The following is a 26386-nucleotide window of genomic DNA, read 5'->3' as shown; positions in this document are numbered from 1 at the left end:
CGGGGGAACCGGTGCGCGGACGATGCGGGGGCGCGGGTGGGGCGGGCGGGGGTCCGGTCAGGGCAGCGGGGCGCCGCGCGCGGCGGTCCAGAGCTCGTACCACTCCTCGTGGCCGAGGCCGGGGGCGCGGTCCACCGCGTCGCGGCAGGCGCGGATCCGCTCGGGGCGGGAGGTGCCGATCACCGGCACGATCCCCGCCGGGTGGCGCTGGAGCCACCACAGCACCACGGTCTCCGGGGTGGTGCCGTGGGCCTCGGCGAGCCGGCCGACGAGCGCGGCGGCCGGGCCGGCGGAGGGGTCGGAGTAGCGTCCGCCGGCGAGGGCGCCCCAGGCCTGGAGCTCGATGCCCCGCTCGGCGCAGTACTCCACGGTGCCGGAGGGGAAGCCGACCTGGGCCCCCGCAGGGGTGTTGACGAGGACGCCCTCCTCGACCCAGGCCCGGCTGTGCAGGCTCATCTCCAGCTGGTCGACGGCGAGCGGCACGTCGAGGAAGGACTGGAGGCGGGCGATCTGGGCGGCGTTCATGTTGGAGACGCCGAAGCGTCCGACGAGGCCCTGCCGGTGGAGGGAGGAGAGCGCGGCGGCCAGCTCCCCGGGGTCGGCGAGCGGATCGGGGCGGTGCAGCAGGAGGACGTCGAGGCGGTCGGTGCGCAGCCGGGTCAGGGACTCCTCGACGCGGCGCAGGACGCTCGGGCCGCGCAGGTCGTAGTGGCCGGGCCGGCCCGCCTCGGGGAGCCGGATGCCGCACTTGGACTGGAGGACGATCCGCTTGCGCAGGCCCGGGGCGCGCGCCAGGACCTCGCCGAAGACGGCCTCGGACTTGCCGTACCGGTAGATGTCGGCGTGGTCGAAGACGGTGATGCCGGTGTCGAGGGCGGCCTCGACGGCGGCCTCGGCGCGGTCGACGTCGGCGGGGCCGTACGGCAGGGGGTCCCAGTCGCCGCCGAGGCCCATGCAGCCGTAGACCAGGCGTCGGCCCCGGGCGGGGTGTGCGGTCACGCGGGACGCTCCTTCGTGGCGGGGGCCTCCGGGCGTGCGCCGGGGCCGGCGATCAGGGCGGCGGCCAGCAGCTCGGCGGTGGCGAGCACCGGAAGCTGGGTGTTGGCGGCCGGGACGGTCGGCAGCACCGAGGCGTCGGCCACCGTCAGGTTCGCGAGGCCGTGGACCCGGCCCCCGCCGTCCACGACGGCCGCGGGGTCGTCGGCGGGGCCCATGGCGCAGGTTCCCACCGGGTGCCAGTAGGTGCCGGTGCGGGCGCGCAGCTCGTCGTCGCCCAGGAGGTGCGGGGCGGTGTCCCCGGGGAGGCTCGCGAGCGCCTTGAGGGCGGGGGCCTGGGCGAGCCGGAGGGCGGTCTCCAGGCCGGAGCGGAGCACCGCCAGGTCGCGGCCCTCCGGGTCGGTGAGGAAGCCGGGGTCGAGGGCGAGCGGGGCGAGCGGGTCGGCGGAGGTGAGCCGGACGGAGCCCCGGGAGACCGGCTTCATGAGGAAGGCGGACACGCCCGCCTCGTAGCGGCCGGGCGGCAGCGAGCCGAACAGCGGCGGCCCGGCCGAGGGCAGGACGTGCAGGTCCCAGCCGTCCTCGGGGGCGTGCTCGCTCGCCGTCCTCAACAGGACCCGGCTGACGTACAGTTCGCCGTCGCGTTCCTTGGCGGCGAGCGCCGCGTCGAGCTCCGCAGCGGGCGCGAGCGGAATGAAGACACCGGGCTGGTCGCTGAGGTTCGCGCCCACGCCGGGCAGGTCCGCGACGGGGGCGATGCCCAGGGCGCGCAGCTCGTCCGCCGGGCCGACGCCGCTGCGGAGCAGCAGCGCGGGGGAGCCGAAGGCCCCGGCGGCGACGACGTAGCGGTCGGCCCGCAGGGTGCGGGGGGAGCCGTCGGCGTGCACGACGACGCCGTCGACCCGGTCGCCCCGGACCAGCAGCCGGTCGGCGACGGCGTGCGGCAGGACCGTCAGGTTGCGGCGGGCGCGGACGTCGGCGCCGAGGTAGGCGAGGGCGGCGTTCCAGCGGGTGCCGTCGTGCGCGTTGAGCAGCGGGAAGCCGTAGCCGGGGGCGCCGGTGCGGCCCATGTCGGCCTCGTTGTGGCCGAGTTCGCGGGCGGCGTCGACGGCGGCCCGTGCCCAGGGGGAGAGTTCGCGGTCGGGGACGGCGCGCAGGCCCATGGCGTCGACGGCGGCGGCGCGGTACGGCTCCATGGCGGCGGAGCTCCAGCGCTCCCCGCCCGCGCGGACCCATTCGCGGTGGTCCGCCTCCGAACCCCAGGTGTTCCAGCAGCCGTTGACGCAGGAGGAGCCGCCGACGACCCGGGCCCGGAAGCGGTGCACGGCCACCTTCCGCTCCCACATGCCCTCGCGCGGCAGGGCGCGGGCGTCGAGCAGCGGGGCGGGCCAGCCGGCCGGGTCGGGGCCGTGGTCGGGCCCGGCCTCGACGAGGCAGACCGTCCGACCGGGGTCCTCGCTGAGCCGGGCGGCCAGGACGCAGCCGGCGACGCCGCCGCCGAGGACGAGGACGTCGTACGTGTCCGGACTCACGCGTCGCCCCCGGTCAGGGCGGCGACCTCGGCGAGCAGGGCGGTCCGGTCGATGGCGTCGCTGCCGGTGGCGGGCACGGTGCAGGCGTAGGCGCCGGCGACGGCGCCGTACAGGGCGCACCGCTCGAAGGACTCGCCCGCGAGGCGGCCGAAGAGGAAGCCGGAGGCGTAGGCGTCGCCCGCGCCGTTGGAGTCGACGACCGGGCCGTTCGGGGTGACGGCCGGGACGTGGACGGGGGCGTCGGCGCCGCGGGTGAGGAGGTAGGAGCCCTCGGCCCCGGCGGTGGCGACGACCGCCTCGGCCCGGCCGCGCTCCAGCACGCGCCGCATGGTGGCCTCCGGGTCGGGCAGCGCGGTGGTGGAGACGAAGACCAGGTCGGAGCCGTACGCGAACGCCTCGTGGTAGGGGTTCTCGCCGTCCCAGTTGTGCAGGTCGGTGGAGACGGTGAGCCCGGCCTCGTGGAGCAGCGGGAGGGCGTGGGCGCAGGGGTAGGTGATGGAGACGTGCGCGTGCCGGCTGGCGGCGGCCAGCTTGCGGACGGTGTCCTCGGGGAGCCGGTCGGACTCGTGCGAGCGGCTGTCGTCGTAGAGGGAGAGCCGGCGCCCGTCCGGGCCGACGAGGTTGACGGCGCGCTTGGTGCCGCCGGGCAGGAGCACCTCGGTGAAGTCGATGGCGCGGTCGCGGTGGAAGGCGCGGATCAGGTCGCCGGAGGGGTCGTCGCCGATCATGTCGATGTGGTGGGTGCGCAGGCCGAGGGAGCTGAGGCCGAGGGCGACGAAGTCGCCGGTCTGGCCGGCGCGGGTCTCGATGCCGGGCCGGATCATGTAGCTGTCGGCGTACGGGAGCGGGAGCTCGGGGACGTAGACGATCGTGTCGACCCCCGACCCTCCCAGGACGAGGACGTCGTACGCGCTGCTCATGGCTGTTCCTCTCGGAAAGGGCGTCCGCAACCGCCGCGGATCGCTGAGGAGTTAAGCAGTCCGCCGATCAAGTCGGCAAGATCTTGCAGGTGGTTTCAGAAAAGTCTTGCGGAAAAGGGGCCGGAGGGTGGACGGATCCCGGGAACGCCGGAGGTGGGACCGGCGCGCGGCCGGTCCCACCCGTGGTGCGGTCGCGGATCAGCCGCGCCAGGTGTCCGCGAGGGTGACGCGGCCGGAGGCCGGGACGGTCGCGGTGCGGTTCGCGCCGCTCTCCCACGTCACGTTCCCCGCGGCGTCCTTGCGCACGTACTTGTACGCGAAGGAGGTGCCGGCCGGCAGGTCCAGGTCCAGCTTCCACACCGGGTAGGCCGCCGGGTCGAGCTTCAGGGCCGCGGCGGGGGACCAGGCGCCGAGGGCGGCGGCGTCGCCGACCACGTAGACGTTCTGGCCCGGGACGGTGGTGGCGGTGACGGAGAAGGAAGCGCCGTTCCCGGTCTGCTGGCCGCCGTCGCCGCAGGGGTTGCCGGAGCCGACGACGCCGCCCTTGACGGTGACGTCGCCGGTGCCCAGGGCGTAGTTGGCGCTGCCGTTGTTGTCCCAGGTGCCGGCGCCGTTGTTGAAGGCGGCCTTCAGGCCGGTGGCCGAGCCCAGTGCGACGGTCTTCTTGACCCAGCCGGCGCAGGCGGGCTCCAGGGCGGTGCCGGGGGCGGTGGTCCACTGGCCGCCGGTGGGCGCGTAGTGGAGGTTGTACGCGGGCCAGTTCTTGTCGGTGCCGTAGTAGACGGTGGCGGTGTTGTCGCCCCCGCCGCCCTGCTCGCCGCCGCTCGCGCCGACGTACAGGGCGACGGCGTCGTTCGCGCCGACCGTGGCCGTGAACGTGCCGTCGGAGCCCACGGCGTACGTGGTGCCGGTGCAGCCGCCGTCCGCGGTGGGGTCGCCGTGCTGGACGTCGCAGTAGGTGCCGGCCGGCAGCGAGGTCCGGAAGGTCCGGGTGATCGCGCCGCCCTCGCGGTTGACGGCGACGAAGCCCTTGCTCCCGCGGCCGAACGCGATGGCGTTGTTGCCGTTGTCCCACCAGTCGGTGACCCCCGCGCCCTCGGTGGCGTTGCGGAAGCCGACCATGTTGGCGATCTGGCGCCAGGCGTGCTGGCAGGACCAGCCGCCGCTGTAGCAGGCGCTCACCGCGTGCCCGTTGGGGGCGCCGTCGTCCTTGTTGCCGAACTCGTAGCCCGAGTGGACGGAGGGGGTGCCGTAGGGGTGGGCGAGCATGAAGACGTTGGCGAGCGTGTAGCGGGAGCCGTCCTTGTAGCTGAGGCTGCTGCCGTTGCGCTCGGTGTCGTGGTTGGCGACCATGCTGCCGCTCTGGCCCGAGGGCATGTAACCCCACGCCTCGCCGAAGTTCTTCAGGTACGAGAGCTTCTCGTTGCTGAAGATCCGCTTGAGGTCGGTGGTGTAGCGGAACTCCTGGACGTCGCCGGTGGCCAGGTACTCGCTCGGCGAGACGGCCTCGCCGGCGCCGTGGATGGCCTCCTGGACCCAGTAGACGTTCGGGTTGCTCAGCTTGCCGCGGATCGCCGCGAGGTCGCCGGCCGCGATGTGCTTGACGGCGTCCACCCGGAAGCCGTCGACGCCCATCGACAGCAGGTCGTCGAGGTATCCGGCGATCTTCCCGCGGACGTGGTCGCTGCCCGTGTTCAGGTCGGCCAGCGAGGGCTGGCCGGTTTCGCCGAGCTCGCAGTCCTGGATGTTGGAGCGGTCGGAGTAGTTGCCCCCGATGGGGCGGCGACAGCCGTGGAAGTCCTGGTCGGAGTAGAAGCCGGGGTAGTCGTACTTGCTGTAGTTCGTGCCCGCCGTGCCGGTGCCGGAGCCCGAGGTCATGTGGTTGATCACCGCGTCGGCGATGACCTTCACCCCGGCCCGGTGACAGGTGTCCACCATGTTCCGGAAGGCGGTGCGGTCGCCCAGCGGACCCTGGATCTTGTAGCTGACCGGCTGGTACGCGGTCCACCAGGCGCCGCCCTGGATGCGCTCCTGCGGCGGCGAGACCTGCACGTAGCCGTAGCCCTTGGGGCCGAGGGTGTTCGTGCACTCGCGGGCGATGGAGTCGAAGTTCCACTCGAACAGGACGGCGGTGACCTTCTTGCCGCCGTTCGCGGTCGGGGCGGCCGCAGCGGGCTGCGCCGGAGCGCCGAGCGCCGTCGTCAGGCCGAGCGCCAGCGCGGCGGCCGCCAGACCGGCCACGGACCGTCCGGAGGCGTGGGGGAGGCCGAACCTCATGGGCGTGCTCCTCGTGGGGGTGCGGATGCGGGTGCGGGGACCGTGGTCCGCCGTACCGGTCAACGGGGCGGCGGGTCACGAGTGTTGTAAGAACTTGCCGTAACTTTCAGAAAGACCTTGAGCAAGCTAGGTGTGACGTCCGGAGGTCGTCAAGGCATCGGACACGGGCAATTCCGCGGAACCGCCCCGCGTCGTCGTATACGAGCGGTCGTATACGAGTCGCCGTGTACGAGTCGCCGTGCACGAGAAGAAGCCCGCCCCCTTCAGGGGACGGGCTTCTTCGGCGCGCGCCCCGCGAAGGGGCGGCGGAGACGGACTCAGCCGAGCACGACCGGCAGCTCGAACAGGTCGTTCTGGGTCACCACGGGCTTGTTCCGCAGCTCCTCGCGCGGCACCGCGAGCCGCAGCCCGGGGAAGCGCGCGTACAGCGCGGGCAGCGCCACCGACGCCTCCAGACGGGAGAGCGCCGCACCCGGGCAGACGTGCGGGCCGTGCCCGAAGGCGATGTGCCGGACCGGAGAGCGCGTGACGTCGAACGCGCCCGCCGTCTCCCCGTGCTGCTCCTCGTCCCGGCCGATCGCGCCGTGCGACACGATCAGCCCCTCGCCCTTCGGCAGCACCCGGTCACCGACCTGGATGTCCTCGCTCGCGAAGCGGATCAGCACGTGCGAGGTCGGCGTCGACCAGCGCAGCGTCTCCTCGATCACGTTCTCCCACGGCACCTCGCCCTTGAGCACCAGGGCACGCTGCTCGGGGTGGGTCTCCAGGGCGACCACGGCGTTCACGATGAGGCTGATGGTCGTCTCGTGACCGGCCGCCACCATCAGCTGGAGGGTGTTGGTGATCTCCTCGGTGGTGAGCCGGTCGCCGTCCTCGGACGCCTCGATCAGCGCGCTCGTCAGGTCGTCGCCGGGCGACTCCTTCTTGCCCGCCACGATCCCGGCGAAGAGCGCGCCGAGGTCCGCCATCATCTGCGGCACCTCCTCCGGCGGCGTCTGCGTCGAGAAGAACTTGTCGAACAGCGCCTTCATCCGCGGGTGGTCGGCGGCGTCCACGCCCATCAGCTCGCCGACCACGTTCATCGGCAGCGGGTAGGCGAACTCGGCCTTCAGGTCCACCGTCTCGCCCGCAGGACGCTCGGCGAGCCGGTCGAGCAGACCGGCCGTCAGCTCCTCGATGCCGGCCCGCAGCCGCTCCACCCGGCGCGCGGTGAGCGCCTGGGCGACCAGCGTGCGCAGCCGCCGGTGCTCCTCGCCGTCCACCGTCAGCATCGACCGGCCCGGGTTGGCGAGGCCGATCAGCGGCCAGTCGAGCGGTATCTCGCCGCGCTGCCAGGCCCCCCACTGCTCGATGTCCTTGACGAGCCGGGGGTCGGTGAGCAGCGCGCGGGCCTCGGCGTGCCGGGTGACGGCGAAGCAGGGCACTCCGCCGGGCAGCACCACGCGGGCCAGCGGACCGGCCGCGCGCAGCCGGGCGCCCTCGCCGTCGAGGTCCGTGACGAAGGGGTCGAGGACCACGGGTTCGGCGGCGGTGTGGTCGATGGGGCAGGTCATGCGGTCCCTCCAAGGGCGGGGGTCGGGGTGTACGTCACCGGCAGCGCGGTCAGGCCGCGCAGCCAGGGGGAGGGGCGACGCGTCAGGGCGGTCTCCGGGACGGCGAGGTCGACGTCCGGCAGCCGGTCGAGCAGCACCTCGATGCCGGTCCGCGCGATGGTCTCGGCGACCTCCTGCGCGGGGAACGGACAGCGGTGCTCGCCGTGACCGAAGGAGAGGTGGGCGTTGTTGCCGCCGGTGAGGGCGCCGGCGTCGGTCCGCACGTGCGGGTCGGCGTTGGCGGCGGCGAGGCCGAGCAGCACCAGGTCGCCGCGGGCGATGTGCCGGCCGCCCAGGTTGGTGTCGCGCGAGGCCCAGCGCCCGGCCACGTTCTGCGTGGGCGTGTCCTCCCACAGCACCTCGTTCATCGCCTCGCCGACGCTGTGCCGGCCGCCGGAGAGCGAGGCCGCGAAGCGGTCGTCGGTCAGCATCAGCCGCAGCGAGTTGCCGATCCAGTCGGCGGTGGGCTGGTGGCCCGCGGCCATCATCACCATCAGGTCCTGGGCGACCTCTTCGACGGTGAACCCGGCGGTGTTGCCGAGCATCCGCGAGGCGACGTCCTCCCCGGGCTCCTCCGTCTTGGCGGCGAGCAGCGCCCCCATCGACTCCGCGAGGTGCTGCTGCCCGGCCAGCGCCCCGGGACCGCCGTTGATCATGTCGTTCATGGCGGTGACCAGCGCCGGGCCCTGCTCGTCGGCGAAGCCGTAGATGCTGGCGAGGACCCGGACCGGGAGCAGCATGGCGTACTCGGCGATGATGTCGCACGAGCCCGCGCCGCAGACCGCGTCGATCAGCTCGTCGGCGAACCGCTCGGCACGCCGCCGCAGTTCGAAGGGGTCGACGGACTCCAGGGCGGCGGAGATCACCCCGGCCCGCTCGCGGTGCCGCTCGCCGACCGTGTACAGGATCGACGGCTGCTTGCGGCCGATCATGGGCAGCAGCGGCCAGTCGGCGGGGATGGCGTCCCACTGGTTCCACAGGTCGGAGTCGCGGGAGAAGAGCACCGGGTCGCTGGTGACCTGGTGCAGCTCCCGGTAGCCGAGGACGAGCCAGGCCGGCACGTCCCCGTCGAGGACGACCGGGGCGACGGCCCCGTGGTCCCGCCGGATCCGCCGGTACAGCTCGACGGGGTCGGTGTGGAAGCGGGGGCCGCTCAGCGGGACGGGGGCGGACTCGACAGGGGTCACGGGGCGGGCTCCGGGATGGGCCGCGGACCGTTCTCCGGGTCGGCGGCGACGACGTTCTTCAGGTGCTCGACGAGCGAGATGAGGACCTGCTTGCTGGACTCCCGGGACCGGGCGTCGCAGAACACCAGCGGGATCTCGTCGCCGAGGTCGAGGGCCTCGCGGATCTCGGCCGCGGTGTGCGCCCGGCCGCCGAAGTCGTTGCAGGCGACGACGAACGGGGTGCCGTGGTGCTCCAGCCGGTCGACGGCGTACCAGGAGTCCGCGATCCGGCGGGTGTCGACGAGGACGACGGCCCCGAGGGTCCCGGAGAACAGCCGGTCCCACAGGAACCAGAACCGCTCCTGGCCGGGCGCGCCGAACAGGTACAGCACGTTGTGCGCGTCGAGCGAGATGCGGCCGAAGTCGAAGGCGACGGTGGTGGCCGTCTTGGCGGCGACGCCGACGGTGTCGTCGATGCCCTCGCCCGCCTGCGACATGGTCTCCTCGGTGTTCAGCGGACGGATCTCGCTGACCGACCGGACCAGGGTCGTCTTGCCGACCCCGAAGCCGCCGACGACGACGATCTTCAGTCCGTTGTCGGCGGTGCTGCTCAGGGTCTGGCGCTGCTCAGAGATTGCGGAGTCCAACGAGCACCTGCTCCAGGATGTCGTGATCGGGAAGGCGGTACGAGGCGGGGCGGGGGTGCCGCGCGCTGATCCGGCCGGTGTCGTGCAGGTCGGACAGGAGGATCTTCGTGATCGACACGGGCAGTCCGAGCCCGGCGGCCACCTCCACCACGGCCGTGGGGAAGCGGCACATGCGCAGGATGGCGGCGTGCTCGGACTGCATGCCGGGCACCGGGTCGCTCTCCGCCACGACGAGGGTGACCACGTCGAAGGAGGTCGACCCGGTGCCGCTGCGGCCGCCCGTCAGGGTGTAGAGGCGGTCGGGGGAGTCGTCGCGGCCCGGCCTGACGCGGCTGCTCATCCCCGCGGCCTCGCGACGAGGTGTTCGCCCAGCTGCTCGACCAGTTCGGTCATGTTGTGCCCGACGAGTCCGGCGTCGGCGTCCTCGCCGGCGACGAGCGCGAGGTGGGCGCCCTCACCGGCCTCCACGATGAAGAGGATGCCGCCGTAGAACTCGGCCATCGCGGAGCGGACCCCGCCGGTGCCGTCGCCGAACTCCACGGACGCGCCGTGCGACAGGCTCTGGATGCCCGCGGAGATCGCGGCGAGCTGGTCGGCCTGGTCGACGGAGAGCCCGGAGGTGCGGCAGAGCTTGAGGCCGTCCCGGGAGAGCACCAGGGCGTGCCGGGTTCCCGGGGTGCGTTCCAGCAGGCCCTCCAGGAGCCAGCTCAGCTTGTCGTCGGTGGTCGTGCCGGTCATCGCGGATTGCCTTCCGAAGGGGGGTGGTTCGAGGGCGGCGTGGTCGGTTCTCCCGCCGGGGGAGCGGCGGCGTCGGACCCGGCGGCGTCCCCGGGGACGGGGGTCTCGCCGGTCCGGCTCCCGTCGCCGCGCACGGCGCGGTGGAAGCCGCCGAAGCGGGCGGAGGCGCGGGCCGCCTCCCCGGGCCTGGGGGAGGCCGGGCGGTTCTGGTCGGCCGGGCCGCGGCCGCTCTCCTGGTGCGCGGCCAGGGTCCGTCCGCGCCGGCGGCGCGGCAGCAGGGTTCCGGCGTCCTCGCCGGAGGTCTCGTCCCCGCCCTCGGGGGCGGCCGGGGCCGCGGCCGCCACGGCGGCGTCGGGGGCGGTACGGGGGGCGGGCACGGCCCGGGCGGGGGCGGCCGGCACGGCGGTCGTCCCGGCGCCCCGGGTGACGATCTCCTGGGGGATCATCAGGACGACCCCGGTGCCGCCGCGCGCGGAGGGCCGGAAGGAGACCGACAGGTTGTGCTTGCGGGCCAGCCGCCCGACCACGTGCAGGCCGAGCCGGGTGCCGGAGAGCCCGGCCAGGTCCTGCGCGGCCGCGTCGACGGCGGCCTCGGCGCGCCGGAGCTGGACGTCGCTCATGGTCAGGCCGCTGTCCTCGACGGTGATGACGATGCCCGCCGGGACCTCCTCCACGTAGACGTGGACCTCCGCGCTGGGCGGGGAGAAGTTGGCGGCGTTGTCGAGGAGCTCGGCGAGCGCGTGCATGACGCCCTCGGCGGCGTGACCGGCGACGGCCGCCTCGCACTTGGAGTGCAGCCGGACCCGCTGGTAGCCGGCGATGCGCCCCATGGCGCCGCGCAGGATCGACTCCATGACGATGGGCCGGGCCCAGCGGCGGCCGGAGCGGGCACCGGTGAGGACGGCGACGGAGTCGGCCAGCCGGCCCGCCTGGGCGGTGCGGTGGTCGAGGTGGAGGAGGTCGGCGAGCACGTCCTCGGCGGCGTGCCGGTGCTCCATCTCGCGGAGGTCGGCCATCATGCTCGTGGCCAGCGCCTGCATGCGGCCGGCCGCGTTGGCGGCGGCGGCGAGGGCGGCGGACCGGGCGGACTCGGCGCGGCGCAGCCGCTGTTCGAGGCCGGCGACCGCGGCGGCGTGGGTGGCGGCGAGCCGCTCGGACTCGGCCCGCTGGGCGCGGACGAGTTCGTCGGCGCGGGCCGCGTGGGCGGCGGCCGAGGCGGCGGCCTCGGCCTCGTGACGCCGCCTCAGGGCCTCGGCCTCGCGCTCGGCGGCGGCCTGGCGCTGGGCGGCGTAGGTGTCCTGGGAGGCGACCTGGGCGGCCAGCCGCTCGGCGCGCTTGGCCAGGGTGCGCGCGGTGCGCGCGTACCAGGTGACGGCGAAGGTCGCGGCAGCGAGGAGGAGCACGCCGCAGGCGGCGAACCAGCCCAGCGAAGGGCGGACTTCGGCCGGTGCGGCACTCGTCGCGGCGGCGGTGAGCGCACCACCCGCGGCGAGGGTCAGCAGGGAGGCGATCAGGGCAGGGCGGAACGGGGTGGGCGACGCCGACATCAACCGGACTCTCGAGAGGCAGGCACACGGGGGAGGTTCGGAACGACCGCACTATAGAGGCGTTCTTGATCGGTTCGGAACTCTCGACGATCAGAACCGGGCGCGTAGCGATACAAAACCTTCCAAATGGTGGCGCGGATTCCGCTCCCGCGCCGTACGGCGGACCGTGGGATCCATCACCTCGGCGGTGCGGGCAGAATGACGGACCGTACGGCACGTCCCCGACCGGAAGGCACACCGGTGCAGCTCCCCGACACAGGCCGCGGCGTCCTCGTCAGCGGCGCCTCGCGAGGACTCGGCCGGGCGGTCGCCCGCGCCTTCGCCGCGCGGGGGGACCGGGTCGCCGTCCACCACGGCACCCGCGCCGAGGACGCCCGCACCACCCTCGACTCCCTCGACGGCACCGGCCACGTCCTGGTCGGCGGCGACCTCGCGGACCCCGCGGGGGCGGCCGAGGTCGTCGCGGCGGCGGCCGACGCGCTCGGCGGCATCGACGTCCTGGTCAACAACGCCGCCGTCAACCTCCCCCACCCGCTCGCGGAGACCCCCTACGAGGAGTGGGCGGAGCTCTGGCGGCGGCACACCGCCGTCAACCTCCTCGCCCCCGCCAACCTGAGCCACCTCGTGGCCCGCCGCATGATCGACCGGGGCACGGGCGGACGGATCGTCAACATCGGCTCGCGGGGCGCCTTCCGGGGCGAACCCGACCACCCCGCCTACGGTGCGACCAAGGCCGCCCTCCACGCGCTCGGCCAGTCCCTCGCCGTCTCCCTCGCCCCCTACGGCATCGCCGTCGCCTCGGTCGCCCCCGGCTTCTTCGCCACCGAACGGGTCGCGCCCCGCCTGGAGGGCCCCGGCGGCGAGGCGATCCGCGCGCAGAGCCCCTTCGGCCGGGTCGCGGAGGCCGACGAGATCGCCGAGGCCGTCCTCTGGCTCGCCTCGCCCGCCGCCGAATGGGCCTCCGGGACGATCCTGGACCTCAACGGGGCCTCGTACCTGCGCAGCTGAGCCTCCCGGCCGAGCGGCGCCCCCGCACGGCCGGGAGCCCGTTCAAACCCGCCGCGACCGGCGCACGGCGGACCAGCGGCTCGAACGTGTGCCTCCCGTGCGCCTGCCCGAAAGGATGAACGGCGGGCGTCGGCGGCGTTTCGCGGCGGAGCCGCCGTCACCCTGCTGCCGTGCGGATGGAGCGCGAGATCACGGTCCCCTCCCGGCGGGCGCCCCGGCGGGCCCGCCCGGAAGCCGGACCGGCCGGCCGGACCGGAAGGCCCCGGGCGGCGACCCCGGGCGTACGCGACCGGGCCAGGTACTGGGTGGACCGGACCGTGGTGCGTGGGGTGACGGCCCTCGTGGCCTGGCTCGCCCTCGCCTGCCTGGCCCTGGTCGCCCCCGTCAGCGCCCTCCTGGTGTGGACGGACGCCAGGTCCCCCGACACCCTCCAGGGCAAGGCGGCCACGATCTGGCGGACCGTCGGCCAGACCCTCCGCCTCGGCGGCGAGGTCGGCCCCCCGCTGCGGATCGCCCTGTCGGTCTTCCTCGCCCTGGTGTCCCTGCTGTACGTCTCCACCCTCGTCGGCCTCGTCACCACCGCCATCACCGACCGGCTGGCGGAACTGGAGCGCGGGCAGACCACCGTCGTCGAGCGCGGCCACACCGTCGTCCTCGGCTGGTCCGAGCAGACGCCCACGGTCGTCGCGGAGCTGCTCGCCGCCCACGCCCAGCGGCGGCGCGGCGCCGTCGTGGTCCTGGCGGACCGCGACAAGACCGAGATGGAGCGGGAGTTGCGGGACGCGCTGCCGCCCCGCGCCCGGGTGCGGCTGCTGTGCCGTCGGGGCCGCCCGGCCGACCCCGCCGCGCTGGCCCGGGTCACCCCGGCCGCCGCGGAGGCAGTGCTCGTGCTGCCGCCGGACGGTCCCGGCGCGGACGCCCAGGTGATCAGGGTGCTGCTCGCGCTCCGGGCCGCGGTGGGGGAGGGCTGCCCGGTCCGGGTGGTCGCGGCGGTCCGGGACGGCGCCCGCCTGCCGACCGCCCGGCTGGCCGCGGGCCCCGGTGCGGTCGTCCTCGACGTGGACGAACTCGCGGCCCGGCTCCTCGTCCAGTGCGTCCTGGAACCCGGCCTCGCGCTCGTCCTGGAGGACCTCCTGGACTTCGCGGGCGCCGAACTCCACACCCTCCGCCCCCCGGGGCTCGCGGGCCGCCGCTACGGCGAGCTGTCCGCCGCCTGCCCGGACGCGTGCGCGGTCGGGATCGTCCGCGCGGACGGCACCCCGCACCTCAACCCGCCCCCGGACACCGAACTGGCCCCGGACGACGCCCTCGTCGTCCTGGCCGAGGACCACCGGGCGACCGTCCTCCCACCGCCCCCGGCCCGCGTACCGCCGCCGGCCCGAGCCTCGCCTCCGCCCCGCGCCCCGGCCCCGGTCCAGGTCACGACTGCCGTCCCGGCCCCGGCCACCGCTCCGGCCCCGGCTCCGGCCCCGGCCGCCGCTCCGGCCCCGGTCCCGGCCCCCGCCCCGGTCCCCGTGGCCAAGGTCCTTCCCCGCCGGGTGCTCGTCCTGGGCTGGAACCGCCGGGGCGCGCGGGTGGTGGAGGGGCTGGCACGGTGCGGGGTCACGGCGGTGCGGGGCGACGGAGTCCGCACACCGGCGGAACCGGAGGCGTACGACCGCGTGATCGTCCTCGCCGGGCCGGAGGACGGCCCGGGGGCGCCCGAGGTCTCCGGCGGCCCCGGGGACCTCGGCGGCCCCGGTGGCGCGGAGGGCTTCGGCGCTCCGGCGGATCCGGGCGAGCCCGCCGACCCCGACGGCCGGACCCTGGTCGCGCTGCTGCACCTCCGGGCCCGGGAGCGGGAGTCGGGGCGCGCCGTCCCGGCCGTGGCCGAACTCACCGACGCCCGCAACCGGCCCCTGGCGCCCGCGGGACCCCGCACGGACCTCCTGGTCACGGGCCGGCTCGCCGCCCTGCTCATGGCGCAGGTGTCCCAGAACGACCGGCTGGCGGCGGCGTTCGACACGCTCTTCGCCCCCACCGGGGACGGCGTCCGCGTCCGGCTCCGTCCCGCCGCGGACTTCGTCCGCACCGGTACCGCGGCCTCCTTCGCCGAGGTGGTGGCGGCCGCCGCCCGGCACGGCGCGAGCGCCGTCGGCTACCGCCCCCACGGCTCCGCCCGGCCCCGGCTCAACCCCCCGAAGGACGTGGTCAGGGTCTGGTCCGCCGGGGACGTCCTGATCGTCGTCGGGGCCGCCTGACCGCTCCGGAGCGACTTGCCGATTTTTGCAATTACGATAGTGCTCATAAGATCGGGGGGTGAACGAGAACCTGCCCCCCTGCCCCGAGTGCTCCGGCGTCTACGCCTACGAGATGGGCGCCCTGCTCGTCTGCCCCGAATGCGGTCACGAGTGGCCCGCGTCGGGCGAGGCCGCCGCCGAGGGCGAGCCCGCGGGCGCCCCGGTGATCAAGGACGCCGTGGGCAACGTGCTCGCGGACGGCGACACGGTCACCGTCGTCAAGACGCTCAAGGTCAAGGGGAGCCCCACCGGCATCAAGGCCGGGACCAAGGTCCGCAACATCCGGCTCGTGAACGGCGTCGACGGCCACGACATCGACTGCAAGGTGGACGGCTTCGGCCCCATGCAGCTCAAGTCGAGCGTGGTCAAGAAGGTCTGACCGCACCGTGACCACGTCCAGGACGGCGCCGCTCTACCAGTTGAAGGCGGAGTTCTTCAAGACGCTCGGCCACCCCGTGCGCATCCGCGTCCTGGAACTGCTGAGCCTGCGTGAGCACGCCGTCTCCGAACTGCTCGCCGAGATCGCCGCCCCGCCCGCGCACCTCTCGCAGCAGCTCGCCGTGCTCCGCCGGGCCGATCTGGTCGCCGCCCGCCGCGAGGGCTCGGCCGTCCACTACAGGCTGACCGACCCTCGGGTGGTGGACCTCCTCGCGGTCGCCCGGGCCATCCTCTCCGGCGTCCTCGCCGGACAGGCCGAACTCCTCGCGGACCTCCGCGCGGCCGGGACGGAGGGGGCGCCCGGCGCCTCCGGTGCCCCCGGCACGGACCGGACGCCCGGCGCCTGACACCCCGCCGCTCGCCGCCCGCCCTTCGCCCCGCCTTCGCCCGGCCTTCCGGATTCCGGTTCCGGAATGTCATAGCTTGTGAAGGGTCGACCGGCCGGTCGGCCCGTCACCGTCGCGGCGAGAGGGTTCCCGGTGCCCCTGGTGCGTTCCTGGCTGTCCGAGCGTCCCCGGTCGGGGGCGAGCGGCACCGTGGCGGGCTGCGTCACGGCCCTGCTCCTCCTGCTGCCGGACGACATCGTGGGGCTCTCCACCGCCGACGCCGGCGTCCTGGTGCTCTTCTCCTACCTCTTCACCTACCTGGTCGTCACCCTCACCGCCTTCTCCACCGCCGACCCGGCGGACATCCGCGCCTGGGCCGGCCGGCGCGAGGAGCGGGGCACGGTGCTCCAGCGGTACCTCCTCGGCAGCGCGCCCGGCCCCGGCGTCTCCCTCTTCGTCGCCACGGCCGCCCTGCTGGTCGCCGTGGTCTGGCGCCCCGGCCACCTCGGCAGCCACCTCTCCGGCGGCGTCCGCGTCGCGGCGGCCCTCGTGCTCGTCGCGACCGCCTGGGTCTGCGTCCTGACCGCCTTCGCGGTCTCCTTCCACGCCGACAACCTCGTGGAGGACGAGCGCGCCCTCGGCTTCCCCGGCGACGATCCACCGCTGTGGGCCGACTACGTCTACTTCGCGCTCTCCGTCATGACCACCTTCGGCACCACCGACGTGGACGTGACCTCCCGCGAGATGCGCCGCACCGTCGCGGCGAACGCGGCCATCGCCTTCGTCTTCAACACGGTGACGGTCGCGAGCCTCGTCGGCGCCCTCGACGCGAGCTGACCCCCTTCCCTCCCCGGGGCCCGCCCCCACCGCAGTCCTCGACGCCGGGCGCCTGAACAGCGGCTTCCCTTGAACGATATGGAGAAGGACCGACCGGTTTCTCGTACGATCCGACCGTACGGCGGTCGGACACGGGCGGCGCAGACTCGGTGTCACGGCCGCGTCCCGCGAGCGCCGTGGACGCCCCCGTCCCGGCGCCGGCGCGCCCGCCGGCACAGGAACCCACGAGGGAGCGGCACATGACGGTGCAGCAGTACGACGCGATCGGCGAGGCGTTCGAGGGCTTCAAGGCCCTGCCGATCATGCGCTACGCGGAGGTGCCCAGCGTCCTGGAGCTCGTCGGCGACGTCACCGGCAGGTCCGTCCTCGACGTCGCCTGCGGAACCGGCTTCTACAGCCGCCGGTTCAAGCGGCGCGGCGCCACGGACGTCCTCGGGGTCGACATCTCCTCCGGCATGATCGACGCCGCGCGCGCCATCGAGGCCCGCGACCCGCTGGGCGTGCGCTACGAGGTCGGGAACGCCGCCGAACTGGAGCCCGCGGACCGGCCGTTCGACATCGCCCTCGGCATCCAGTGCCTCAACTACGCGGAGACGGTGGAGGAACTGGAGCGCATGTGCCGCAGCATCCACCGCAACCTGGTCCCCGGCGGCGCCTTCTACGTCTTCGCCCAGAACCCCGACTACGCCTTCGACTGCGCCTCCCTGGAGGACTACGGCTTCCGCTGCGAACCCGTCGGCGAGGAGAACGGCGTGGGCCCGAAGGTCCGGATCACCGCCCTCCTCGACGCCGGCCCCATCAGCTTCGTCACCGCCGTCCCCAGCCGGCAGACATACGAGAAATCCCTTGCCGCGGCCGGGTTCCGCGACGTGGAATGGGTGCCGCTCACGATCTCCGAGGAGGGACTGCGCACCTACGGCGAGGAGTTCTGGTCCGAGCTCCGCGCCCACCCCCCGCTCGAACTCCTCCGCTGCCGCGCCTGACCGGCACCCCAGCCCCCCCCGAGGGGGCGGACGCGGCCCGCCGCCGCCCCCGCCCCCTCGGGGCCCCGGCCTCAGGACGCCGCCCCACTCCCGGGTCGACCAACCTCGTCGACCCCGCCCTCGCCCGCCTCCCCGCGTACGCCCTCGCGGCCCGCCGGGGCCTGGGCGACGCCGGCCACTTCGGCAAGGTCTTCCGCGCCGAGTTCGGCCTCCGGCCCCGCGCGGTCCGCGACCGGGCCGCGAACCGCCGACCCGGAAGTTCCCTCTTCCGGACGTCCGGCGTGTCCCGGTGTGTCCCCGCCCGGGGACCGGCCAGGATCGTCTAAGTGAAGGGGCATGGGTATTTCGGAGGACCTGCGCGGACCGGTGAGCCGCCGCGCGTTCACGGCGGCGCTGACGGGCGGCGCGGCGGTGGTGGCGCTCGGCGGCTGCGCACGGGCGGAACCGGCCGGGCCGGGCGCGGAGACCGGCGTGGATGAGGAGGAGGCGGTCGCCCGCGCGTACACCTTCCTCGACCGCCGGGTCGACGAGGCGGCGGGCGGCACCCGGCAGGGACTGCCGCGCAGCTACACCGGCGGCTGGATGGAGACCCACCACTCCACCGTCGCCTTCACCTACGACGTCGCCCTCACCGTCATCGCCTACTGCGCCCGGGGCACCGACGCCGACCTGCGGCGGGCCGGCGCCCTCGCCGGGACCCTGCTCGCCCTCCAGGACGGCGACCCCGCGGGCGACGGCCGGATCCGCCAGTCGTACGCCTCCGGGAAGGTCACCGGGGCGGACGGACTGCCGGCCGTCGCCGCCGCCGACTCCTTCACCGGCGCGCAGGCATGGACCGGTCTGGCCCTCCTCCACGTCCACCGGGCCACGGACGGGGCCCGGTACCGGGCCGGTGCGCTGCGGCTGGCCGACTGGATCCAGGACCGCACCGCCTCCGCCACCGGCATCCCCGGCCACACCGGCGGCCTCCCCGCCTCCGGCCCCGCCCTCACCTGGAAGTCCACCGAGCACAACATCGACGTCGCCGCCTTCTTCGGCCGGCTCGCCGACGTCACGGGGGACCGGGCGTGGGCCGACCGGGCGGCGGTCGCGACCGGCTTCCTCGACGCCCTGTGGAACGAGGACGGCCCCGCCTTCTGGACCGGCACCGGCACCGACGGCGCCACCGTCAACCGCTCCCCGGTCCCGGAGGACCCGCAGAGCTGGTCCTACCTGGCGACCGGCGACGCCCGGCACGCCGGATCGCTGGACTGGGCCCTCACCCACCTGGCCGCCGAGGACGGCGGCTTCAGCGGGGTGTCGGTCAGCGACGCCGACACCTCCAAGGTCTGGTTCGAGGGCACCGCCCACCTGGCGGCGGCCCTCCGCCGCCGGGGCGGCGACGGAGACCGGGAGGAGGCCGACCGGTTCCTCGCGACCCTCCGCGCGGCCCAGGCCCACGCCCCGAACGCCGACGGGTACGGCATCGTCGCCGCCTCCTCGGACGGGCTCCGCACCGGAGACGGCGACACGCTGTACGCCAGTCTGCACACCGGTACGACGGCCTGGTTCGCGCTCGCCGCACTGGGGGCCGATCCGTTCCTCCCGGAGTGACCCGGGCGCGGGTCAGGTGAGCCAGAGCTCGCGGGCCGTGAGGGCGGCGGCCACGACCAGGACCACCAGCAGCTCGGTCCAGAAGAGCTGCCGGTCCCGCCGCCGGTCGTCGCCGGTCAGTTCCTCGACGTGCCGCCGCAGCTCCTCGCCGGAGCCGGAGCCGGAGCCGGAACCGGAGCCGGAACCGGGACCGGAACCGAAATCGGAACCGGGGCCGGGTCCGGTCCCCGGGGCGGTGCCCTCCGGTGTCATCGTCCCGCCGCCACCTTCCCGGTCTTCTCCGTCTTGTCCCACTTCAGCTCCTTCTTCCTGCGCTCCTGGACCCAGGCCGCCACCAGACAGGCGGCGAGCAGCGAGCCGTACCCCACCAGGTGCAGCAGCACGGGGGCGAGGAAACGGAACCTGGTGCCCGTGAGGAGCTTCGCGAGCCAGGCGAGCGGGAGGGCCAGGCCCAGCCAGGCGTAGACCACGACCATCAGGAGGCGCGGCGAGCCGTCCTCCGCGAGCCACCCGTGCCGTTCGAGCAGCGGCAGGAAGTACCCGGGGAAGGCGGTGAGCACGAGGATCAGGGCCGAGACGATCCCGGGATAGACCAGCGCCTCGCGCCAGCAGCGCCGGAAGGTGCTCCCGTCGACGGCCGCCGACATCAGGATGATCAGCAGGTAGCAGACCAGGTTGATCACCCACAGCCAGCGGAAGAGCTCCCACGAGCGGCCGGAGTCGGTGAAGTAGAGGTAGAGCAGCGAGGCCGAGCAGACCGTGAGCAGCACCGGGGTCGCCAGGAGCGAGTACCAGATCAGGCCGAAGAACACCGATCCGAGCCGGTGTCCCTCCCGCCGCTTCCAGGGACGGAACCACAGGTGCCGGTAGCGGTGGCTGACCTGGAGGTTGCCCCGCGCCCAGCGCAGCCGCTGCTTCCACAGCCCGGCCAGGTCGCCCGGCTCCTCGGCGAGCACCGTGGCGTACCCGTCGAAGACGACCCGGCGGCCGGCCAGCTGGGTCTCGAAGGTGGTGACGGTGTCCTCGGCCAGGGTGGTCGTGTCGATCCGGCCGCCGATCGCCTCCAGGCTCTCCCGGCTGTGCAGCTGCGCCCCGCCGGCCAGACAGGCGACGACGCCGAGGACGTTCTGCGCGCGCCGGGCGGCGGCCTGGGCGGTGATGTACTCGAAGGCGATGTAGCGGGTCAGGTAGTTGCCCTGCTTCCCGCTGCCCTCCTTGATGTACGCGGTGACGGCGCCGACCTCCGGGTCGGCGAGGTGGCGGGCCATCCGCAGCAGGGCGTCGCGGTCGAAGACGACGTCGGCGTCCATGACGAGCACGGCCTCGGCCCAGTCGTCGCCGAGGACGTGGGCGAGGCCGTGGTTGAGGGTGTGCGCCTTGCCCTGGCCGCCGTCCTCCCGGCGCAGGTGCACGACCCGGCCCGGGTGGCGGGCCGTCAGCTCCCGCATCACCCCGGGGGTCCCGTCCGTGCTGGCGTCGTCCACGACGACCACCCGGAGCCGGTCCTCCGGATAGCGCATGGCGAGGAGCCCCTCGACCGAGGCCGTGAGGACCGGCGCCTCGTTCCAGGCGGGGATGAGGACGGCGGTCCTCGGCAGGTGCGGCGGCCGGTCCACGTACAGGTGCCGGAACCTCTGGAGGCCGACCAGCAGGAACTGGAGCACCGCCACCACGAGCGGCACCGCGCCGAGGAGGACGAGGACGGTCGCGACGACGTGGAGGATCTGGTTCAGGACGTCCACGGGGCCTCCGTCGTGGCCTTGGCGAGCGCCCCGGACACCCAGGGGAAGCGGCCGACCGCCTCGGCCCGGTGGGCGTCGCTGCCGGCCGCGAGGTGCACCCCGGCCCGGTGCAGCAGCCGGGCCGTACGGACCGAGGGGCACCGCCACTTCTCGTTCAGCTCGACGGCGGTGCCGTGCGCGCGGCAGGCCCGGACCAGCGGCTCCAGCAGCTCCGCGTCGACCCCGGACTCGTCGAGCCCGGTCTTCGGCAGCACGCTGAACAGGTGCGCCACGTGCGCGGTCCGACCCTCCGGCACCCGCTCCACCGCCCGCGCCGTCGCGAGGACCAGCAGCCGCAGCGCCTCGTCCGGCGCGAGCCGCCCCTCGTCGAGCAGCGCCCGTACGGCGTCGGGGTGGGCGGGCCCGTCGGGCAGCGGGAAGCGGTGGTCGGCCAGCGCGACGTGCTCGATCCCCGTCAGGTCCCCGGGCAGGTCGATCCGGCCCTCGGTGTCGAGGATCTTCGCCTCCACGCCGCACACCAGCCGCACGGGCGTCGAGGACTGTGCGGCGCGGACGGCCGCGACGTACCCCGGGAGGTAGGTGGTGTCGGCGCGGACGTGGTCGGTGAGGACGAGCGTGGTGAGCCCGGCGGCCTCGGCGGCCTTCACGACGACGCCGAGGGGGTCGCGCCCGTCGGAGAAGTCGGTGTGCGCGTGGAGGTCGGTGCGCAGCGGGCCCGGTCCCGGCCCGTCCTCCTCCGCGCCGGTCACGCCGCCGCCTCCCGGTCCTCCTCGCCGCCCGGCCGGACGGCCTCGGTGACGTCGCCGAGGTCGCCCAGCTCGCGCGGGGCGAGCACCACGTCCTGCCAGTGCCGGACGACGGCGGTCTCGCGGTGCGCGATCCGCTCCGGCAGCGGGACGCCGAGCAGCGCGGCGACCGCCCACCGCGGCATGTCCACCCCGGCGGCGACCGACAGGGAGAGGCCGCCCGGCGGCCGGGGGTTGACCTCCAGGAGCGCCGCCTTGCCCGAGCGGTCCTCGCGGACCTGCACGTTGAGCACCCCGCGCAGCCCGAGGGTGCGGACGGTGTCCTCGGCGAGGCCGGCCAGCTCCGGCAGGTCGAGGACGCGGCCGGCGACGACGATGCCGGAGTCGGTCTTGTCCCGGGCGCGCGGCACCGCGGCCACGACCCGGCCGTCGCCGTCGGTGAGCACGTCGACGGAGTACTCGGTGCCCGGCAGGAACTCCTGGAGGAGGTACGTGCCGTCCTGCGGGAGCCCGGCGACCTCGGTCGCGGAGCGGACGAGCACGATGCCGCGCGAGCCGGAGCCGCTGCGCGGCTTGGCGATAGCGGGGAAGCCGCCCACCGGCTCGACGGGCCCCGGGGAACCGACGAGCCGCGTGTCCGGGAGCCGTACCGCCCCCTGGCACGCCTCGGCGAGCCGCCACTTGTCCAGGCAGTTCTCCAGCGCCTCGGCGGGGGAGACCAGCACCCGGACGCCGGCGGCGTCGAAGGCACCCCGCGCGCGGGCCAGCGCCACCAGTTCCACGTCCACGGTCGGCACCAGGACGTCGATCGCGTGCCGCTCGCACAGCCGCAGCACGGCCTCGGCGTAGCCGGGGGCGTCGCCGGGCGGCAGCAGCATCCGGTAGGCGCGCGGCACGAGGTACAGGCCCGCCCCGTTGGGGTCGAGGTCGGCCGCGTACCGCTCGGCCGCCCCGTCGAGCGCCCGCAGGAAGCACACCCCGGACGGCCCGCCCGCGCCCGTGACCAGCACCCGGGGCGGCCGGCCGAGGGGCCGCGAGAGCTCGGGCTCAGAAGAGGAGGGGGTTGCGTTCATGGACGAGCTCCAGGGGTTCGGCGTAGCGGGTCTGGGAGAAGCGGCCCCAGTACCGGGCGGTGGAGCGCAGCAGGTCCTCGTCGAGGTACCAGCGGCTCGCGGCCTGCGAGTGGTGCGCGGCGATGGCGGCGAGCTTGGCCTCCACGTCGACCTCGCTCAGTTCGATGAACCGGTTCGGCCGGTAGGCCACCGTCGCGGAGGGCGACTGGTAGCAGGCCAGCCGGGCCACCTTGCGGCAGGCCACGAGCGTGGCCCGGTGCACGGCCCGGTGGTCCTGGTGGGTGTCGCTCTCGGAGTGGACGACGACCACGTCCGGCGCGACCTCGGCGACCACCCGCTCGACGGCCTCCACGGTGCTCCGGTCGTCCGCCATGGACCCGTCCGGCAGGTCCTCCATGAGGAGCCGGGCGCCCAGCACCTCGGCGGCGCGGTGCGCCTCCTTCCGGCGCAGCGCGGGGTCGCCGCCGTTCCCGCCGCCGGACATGGTGAGGACGGTGACCTCCCAGCCGCTGTGCGCCCGGCGGTGGATGGTGCCGCCCAGGCCGATCTCGACGTCGTCGGGGTGGGCGCCGACCACCAGCATGCGCAGGGAGCCCTGTCCGGAGCCCTCGACGCCGAGCGGGTCGGCCCGCTCCGCGACGGCCCGGGCGACGGCCACCGCCAGCCCGTCCGGGTCGGAGCGCTCGACCAGGTCGGCGGCCCGGCCGCGCAGGGCGGCGACCGCCAGCCGGGCGCTGGGCGCGTCGTCGGTGACGACCACGGGGATCCCGGGGTGCCGGGCCCGCCATTCCTCCAGGAACGGGCCCAGTGAGCCCTCGCCCCCGCCGAAGCCGCTGTACCACACGGCCGCGTCCCAGAAGCGCACGGGTGCGGGCGGGGCGCCGCCCGCACGCAGGAACGCCTCCGGCGAGTCGACCACGTGCACCGAGGATGCGCCGTGCTCGCGCAGGGCCGCGGCGAGCCGCTCGGCGGTCCCGGGGTCCCGTTCGCCGAGGAGGACGTGCGTCCCGGCGAGGGGGACGGGAACGGCGCCTCCCGGGTCGGTCGCCTCCGAGGAATCGAATATTTCGGACATATGGTGCACGTTACAGTGTGATCTCGGTCTCTACAGCGGGCCGGAATCCCCTTGCGGTACGGCTCTCCGGCCCGGCGGGGGAGCCCACGGCCCTCCCTTCCCCTCCCCGCCCGTCTCCCCGGAAAGGCCCGCCCATGGAGCACGCCCCCAGCGGACAGGACCCCACCGACCGGGGCTCCGCCGACCGGGCTTCCACGGGGCAGGGCTCCGCGGGGCGGGGCTCCATGGCGCAGGGCTCCGCGGCGCAGGACTCCGCGGGGCGGGGCCCGGCCCCGCGGGCCTCCGCCGGGCAGCCCTCCCGGGCGGCCCTGGACCACCAGGCCCTCCGTGAGCTCCTCGCCGCCCAGCGCGACCGCATCGGGGTCTACGCCCTGACCCACCGCCCCCGGCCGCACGACTCCGACGCTCCGGCGCCCGTCCCGCCCGCCCCCGTTCCCGCCGCCGTCCAGGAACTCCTCGACGCCCTCCCCATGGCCGCGCTCCTCGTCGCGCCCCTCCTGGACGCGGACGGCCGCATCACCGACTTCCTCTACCTCACCCAGAACACCCGCGCCGTCGCCTACTCACGCGCCCACGTCCCGGCCGCGTCGGTGCCCCGCTGGTCCGGCCCGGTCCGGCTCTTCGACCGCTTCCCCGTCCTGGAGGAGACCGGCCTGCCCCGCATGCTCGCCGACGCCCACCACGAACGGGTGCCCCAGGGCCCCGAGATCGTGGAGTGGTTCATCCCCCGGGCCGGAGGCCCCCCGGCCCGGCTGAGCAACGACGTCGTCGTGGCCCCCTGCGGCGACCACCTCCTCGTCACCTGGGAACCGGGCCACCGCGTCCGGATGGCCGTCGCCGCGCAGAAGCTCGTCCGCACCTGCTGGGCCGAGTGGAACGTCGCCGACGGCACCGTCGCCCCCTCCCTCGGCTTCGGCCACGTCCTCGGCCTCGCCCCCGGCGTCCCCGCCCCCGCCGACCTCCTCGGCCTCGCCGACCTCCTCGCCCCCGCGAGCCTCCCCGAGCTCTACCGCCTCCTCTACGAGGTCTTCCTCCGCAAGCGCCGTTCCGAGTGCGCCCTGCGCCTCAAGGGAAGCCACGAGCGGGTCATCAGGGTCGTCGCCGAACCCGTCCGGCCCCGCGGCGGACCCGTCTGGGCCGTCCGCGCCGTCCTCGTCGACATCACCGACGACACCCGCCGCCGCGCCCTCGCCGAGGCCGCAGGGGCCGAGGCCCGACGCCAGCGCGCCCGCGCCGAGGCCCTCGGCGAACTCGCCGGCGCCCTCCGCGACGCCGTCCTGCCCCGCTCCTCGGGCGCCCTCGCCCCCTACGGCATCGACACCGCCGCCGTCTACCGCCCCGACTCCACCGGCTCCGGCGTCGGCGGAGACTGGTACAAGGCGCGCCGGCTGCCCGGCGGCCGGCTCCTGCTCGCCCTCGGCGACGCCCGCGGCCACGGCCTGGAAGCCGTCACCCTCATGGCCAAGCTCCGCTACGCCCTCGCCGGACTCGCCTACACCGACGCCCCCGTCGAAAGCCTCACCCACTGGCTCAACGACATGGCCTGCGACGACGGCATCGAATCCACCGCCACCGCCGTCATCGCCCGCTACCACCCCGAACGCCGCGTGCTCCGCTGGACCTGCGCGGGACACCCCCTGCCGGTCCTCCTCCGCGCCGGCCGCGCCGCCCTCCTCCCCGCCCCGCCCGGCGGCCCCGGCCTCACCCTCGGCGTCCTCCCCGGCCAGTCGTACGCCGCCGCCGAGACCCCGCTCGCCCCGGACGACATCGTCCTGTTCTACTCCGACGGCCTGGTCGAACGCCGCGACACCGACCCCGACGAGGACGCCGCCCGCCTCCTCGACGCCGCCGAGCAGGTCCTGCGCGACCACCCCGCCGTCCGCGACCACGGCGGCCTCCAGGCGTACGCCGACGCCCTGATGACCCGCCTCGACGGCCCCCACCGCTCCGACGACGTCACCCTCCTCGCCCTGCGCCGCACCGACACCTGAACCCGCCGGACCCCGTGCGGACGCCGGGCCGACGACGACCTGCACCCCCGGCTCAGGCCGCCGCCTCCCGCGTCGCCCGTGCCAGGTCCGCGCGCAGGGACGCGAAGCGGGCGGAGCCGCGCAGGGCCGCGACGTCGACGCCGGGGCCGCGCGGCAGCGGCACCGCGAGCTCCTCGACGACCCGGCCCGGGCCCGCCGCCATCACCAGGACCCGCGAGCCGAGGAGGACGGCCTCCTCGGCGGAGTGCGTCACGAAGACGACCGTCGTGCCGGTGACCGCCGCCAGCGTGCGGACCTCCTCCTGGAGGCGCTCCCGGGTGAGGGCGTCGAGCGCGGCGAACGGCTCGTCCATCAGCAGGACCTGCGGTTCCGCGGCGAGCGCCCGGGCGATCGCCACCCGCTGCTGCTGACCGCCCGACAGCTCCCAGGTGCGGCGCCCGCCCATGCCGGGCAGACCCACCAGGGCCAGCAGCTCCTCGGTGCGCGCGGCCCGCGCCGCGCGCGGCACCCCGTGCCGGGCCAGGGCGAAGCCGAGGTTCCCGGCCACGGTCCGCCACGGGAAGAGCCGCGGCTGCTGGAAGACCACCCCGGCCTTGCGGTGCACCCGCACCGTCCCCGCGGCGGGCCGTTCGAAGCCCGCGACCAGCCGCAGCAGGGTTGTCTTGCCGCATCCGGACGGCCCGACCAGGACGACGAACTCGCCCGGCGCCACCGTCACCGACACGTCCTCCACCGCCGTCACCGGCGCCTTCGCCGAGCCGTACCGGACGCTCACCCCGACGAGCTCCACGTCGACCGCCCCGGCGCCGACGGTCCCGGCGCCGACAGCTCCGACGTCCCCGGCCCCGGTGCCGACGGCCCCGGAGTCCACCGCCCCGGC

At 75.2% G+C, this 26386-nt stretch carries 24 protein-coding genes; 8 read left to right on the top strand and 16 right to left on the bottom strand.

Translation table 11 applies throughout. The annotated features are described in order from the left end of the window. Window positions 1-57 precede the first annotated feature (57 nt). The 10 genes from IE326_RS36085 to IE326_RS36040 form a co-directional block, all read right to left on the bottom strand. Window positions 58-999, bottom strand: a complete 942-nt coding sequence (locus IE326_RS36085) for an aldo/keto reductase (RefSeq protein WP_229915825.1) — start codon at window positions 997-999, stop codon at window positions 58-60. Continuing rightward, complete coding sequence (locus IE326_RS36080; protein ID WP_170313945.1) at window positions 996-2528, bottom strand: GMC family oxidoreductase; 1533 nt, start codon at window positions 2526-2528, stop codon at window positions 996-998. The genes IE326_RS36085 and IE326_RS36080 overlap by 4 nt, the downstream gene beginning before the upstream one ends. Beyond that, entirely contained in the window at window positions 2525-3448 is a 924-nt protein-coding gene (locus IE326_RS36075; protein ID WP_190044587.1) for an adenosine kinase, read from the bottom strand. Before IE326_RS36075 ends, IE326_RS36080 begins: the two co-directional genes overlap by 4 nt. 198 nt (window positions 3449-3646) lie before the next feature. After that, window positions 3647-5725 carry a carbohydrate-binding module family 20 domain-containing protein gene (locus IE326_RS36070; protein WP_190044586.1) on the bottom strand — a complete coding sequence of 693 codons (2079 nt, stop codon included), beginning with the start codon at window positions 5723-5725 and terminating at the stop codon, window positions 3647-3649. A 317-nt stretch (window positions 5726-6042) separates the two neighbouring features. Next, window positions 6043-7278 carry a cytochrome P450 family protein gene (locus IE326_RS36065; RefSeq protein ID WP_150233947.1) on the bottom strand — a complete coding sequence of 412 codons (1236 nt, stop codon included), beginning with the start codon at window positions 7276-7278 and terminating at the stop codon, window positions 6043-6045. Beyond that, complete coding sequence (locus IE326_RS36060; protein ID WP_150233945.1) at window positions 7275-8504, bottom strand: cytochrome P450; 1230 nt, start codon at window positions 8502-8504, stop codon at window positions 7275-7277. The genes IE326_RS36065 and IE326_RS36060 overlap by 4 nt, the downstream gene beginning before the upstream one ends. Next, a complete protein-coding gene (locus tag IE326_RS36055) occupies window positions 8501-9130 on the bottom strand; it encodes a GTP-binding protein (protein ID WP_150233943.1) in 630 nt (209 codons plus the stop codon). Before IE326_RS36055 ends, IE326_RS36060 begins: the two co-directional genes overlap by 4 nt. Beyond that, window positions 9111-9470 (bottom strand): DUF742 domain-containing protein, encoded by a 360-nt coding sequence (locus tag IE326_RS36050; RefSeq protein WP_150233942.1) that lies wholly within the window; start codon window positions 9468-9470, stop codon window positions 9111-9113. The genes IE326_RS36055 and IE326_RS36050 overlap by 20 nt, the downstream gene beginning before the upstream one ends. Beyond that, window positions 9467-9868 carry a roadblock/LC7 domain-containing protein gene (locus IE326_RS36045; protein ID WP_030760611.1) on the bottom strand — a complete coding sequence of 134 codons (402 nt, stop codon included), beginning with the start codon at window positions 9866-9868 and terminating at the stop codon, window positions 9467-9469. Before IE326_RS36045 ends, IE326_RS36050 begins: the two co-directional genes overlap by 4 nt. Continuing rightward, the gene (locus IE326_RS36040) at window positions 9865-11415 is read right to left on the bottom strand and encodes an ATP-binding protein (RefSeq protein WP_190044585.1); all 1551 of its coding nucleotides are present in this window, start codon (window positions 11413-11415) and stop codon (window positions 9865-9867) included. Before IE326_RS36040 ends, IE326_RS36045 begins: the two co-directional genes overlap by 4 nt. A gap of 198 nt (window positions 11416-11613) precedes the next feature. Between IE326_RS36040 and IE326_RS36035 the strand changes: the two genes are divergently transcribed. From IE326_RS36035 to IE326_RS36005, 7 genes are all read left to right on the top strand, one after another. Next, the gene (locus IE326_RS36035; RefSeq protein WP_190044584.1) at window positions 11614-12423 is read left to right on the top strand and encodes an SDR family NAD(P)-dependent oxidoreductase; all 810 of its coding nucleotides are present in this window, start codon (window positions 11614-11616) and stop codon (window positions 12421-12423) included. Between the two features lie 176 nt (window positions 12424-12599). Continuing rightward, window positions 12600-14663 carry a CASTOR/POLLUX-related putative ion channel gene (locus IE326_RS36030; protein ID WP_190045020.1) on the top strand — a complete coding sequence of 688 codons (2064 nt, stop codon included), beginning with the start codon at window positions 12600-12602 and terminating at the stop codon, window positions 14661-14663. 58 nt (window positions 14664-14721) lie between these two features. Beyond that, window positions 14722-15081, top strand: a complete 360-nt coding sequence (locus IE326_RS36025) for a zinc ribbon domain-containing protein YjdM (protein ID WP_190044583.1) — start codon at window positions 14722-14724, stop codon at window positions 15079-15081. Window positions 15082-15088: 7 nt separating this feature from the next. After that, window positions 15089-15487 (top strand): ArsR/SmtB family transcription factor, encoded by a 399-nt coding sequence (locus IE326_RS36020; RefSeq protein ID WP_190044582.1) that lies wholly within the window; start codon window positions 15089-15091, stop codon window positions 15485-15487. Between the two features lie 141 nt (window positions 15488-15628). Continuing rightward, window positions 15629-16303, top strand: coding sequence for a DUF1345 domain-containing protein (locus IE326_RS36015; protein WP_190045019.1), 675 nt, complete (start codon window positions 15629-15631; stop codon window positions 16301-16303). A gap of 239 nt (window positions 16304-16542) precedes the next feature. Further along, entirely contained in the window at window positions 16543-17286 is a 744-nt protein-coding gene (locus IE326_RS36010) for a class I SAM-dependent methyltransferase (RefSeq protein WP_190044581.1), read from the top strand. 336 nt (window positions 17287-17622) lie between these two features. Further along, window positions 17623-18879: a glycoside hydrolase family protein gene (locus IE326_RS36005; protein WP_190044580.1), complete on the top strand. Its 1257-nt coding sequence runs from the start codon at window positions 17623-17625 to the stop codon at window positions 18877-18879. Window positions 18880-18891: 12 nt separating this feature from the next. Here the strand turns inward: IE326_RS36005 and IE326_RS36000 are convergent, their stop codons facing one another. The 5 genes from IE326_RS36000 to IE326_RS35980 are packed head-to-tail and all read right to left on the bottom strand — an operon-like array spanning window position 18892 to window position 23515. Then, on the bottom strand, window positions 18892-19131 hold the full coding sequence (locus IE326_RS36000; protein ID WP_190044579.1) for a hypothetical protein: 240 nt from the start codon (window positions 19129-19131) through the stop codon (window positions 18892-18894). Continuing rightward, window positions 19128-20621 (bottom strand): glycosyltransferase family 2 protein, encoded by a 1494-nt coding sequence (locus tag IE326_RS35995; RefSeq protein WP_229915823.1) that lies wholly within the window; start codon window positions 20619-20621, stop codon window positions 19128-19130. Before IE326_RS35995 ends, IE326_RS36000 begins: the two co-directional genes overlap by 4 nt. Next, window positions 20609-21370 (bottom strand): PHP domain-containing protein, encoded by a 762-nt coding sequence (locus IE326_RS35990; RefSeq protein WP_190044578.1) that lies wholly within the window; start codon window positions 21368-21370, stop codon window positions 20609-20611. The genes IE326_RS35995 and IE326_RS35990 overlap by 13 nt, the downstream gene beginning before the upstream one ends. Further along, window positions 21367-22440 (bottom strand): ATP-grasp domain-containing protein, encoded by a 1074-nt coding sequence (locus IE326_RS35985; protein WP_190044577.1) that lies wholly within the window; start codon window positions 22438-22440, stop codon window positions 21367-21369. The genes IE326_RS35990 and IE326_RS35985 overlap by 4 nt, the downstream gene beginning before the upstream one ends. After that, entirely contained in the window at window positions 22415-23515 is a 1101-nt protein-coding gene (locus tag IE326_RS35980; RefSeq protein ID WP_150233922.1) for a PIG-L deacetylase family protein, read from the bottom strand. Before IE326_RS35980 ends, IE326_RS35985 begins: the two co-directional genes overlap by 26 nt. Window positions 23516-23649: 134 nt before the next feature. Here IE326_RS35980 and IE326_RS35975 point away from each other — a divergent pair, with 134 nt between their 5' ends. Further along, window positions 23650-25506 (top strand): PP2C family protein-serine/threonine phosphatase, encoded by a 1857-nt coding sequence (locus tag IE326_RS35975; protein ID WP_268983060.1) that lies wholly within the window; start codon window positions 23650-23652, stop codon window positions 25504-25506. A gap of 52 nt (window positions 25507-25558) precedes the next feature. Here IE326_RS35975 and IE326_RS35970 read toward each other — a convergent pair whose 3' ends face one another. Continuing rightward, the gene (locus IE326_RS35970) at window positions 25559-26296 is read right to left on the bottom strand and encodes an ABC transporter ATP-binding protein (protein WP_229915896.1); all 738 of its coding nucleotides are present in this window, start codon (window positions 26294-26296) and stop codon (window positions 25559-25561) included. Window positions 26297-26386 lie beyond the last annotated feature (90 nt).

The sequence above is a fragment of the Streptomyces filamentosus genome, from assembly GCF_014654895.1.
Lineage (GTDB): Bacteria > Actinomycetota > Actinomycetes > Streptomycetales > Streptomycetaceae > Streptomyces > Streptomyces filamentosus.
The sequence above is the reverse complement of the archived record's forward strand: the minus strand, read 5'-3'. Positions and strand labels throughout refer to the sequence as shown.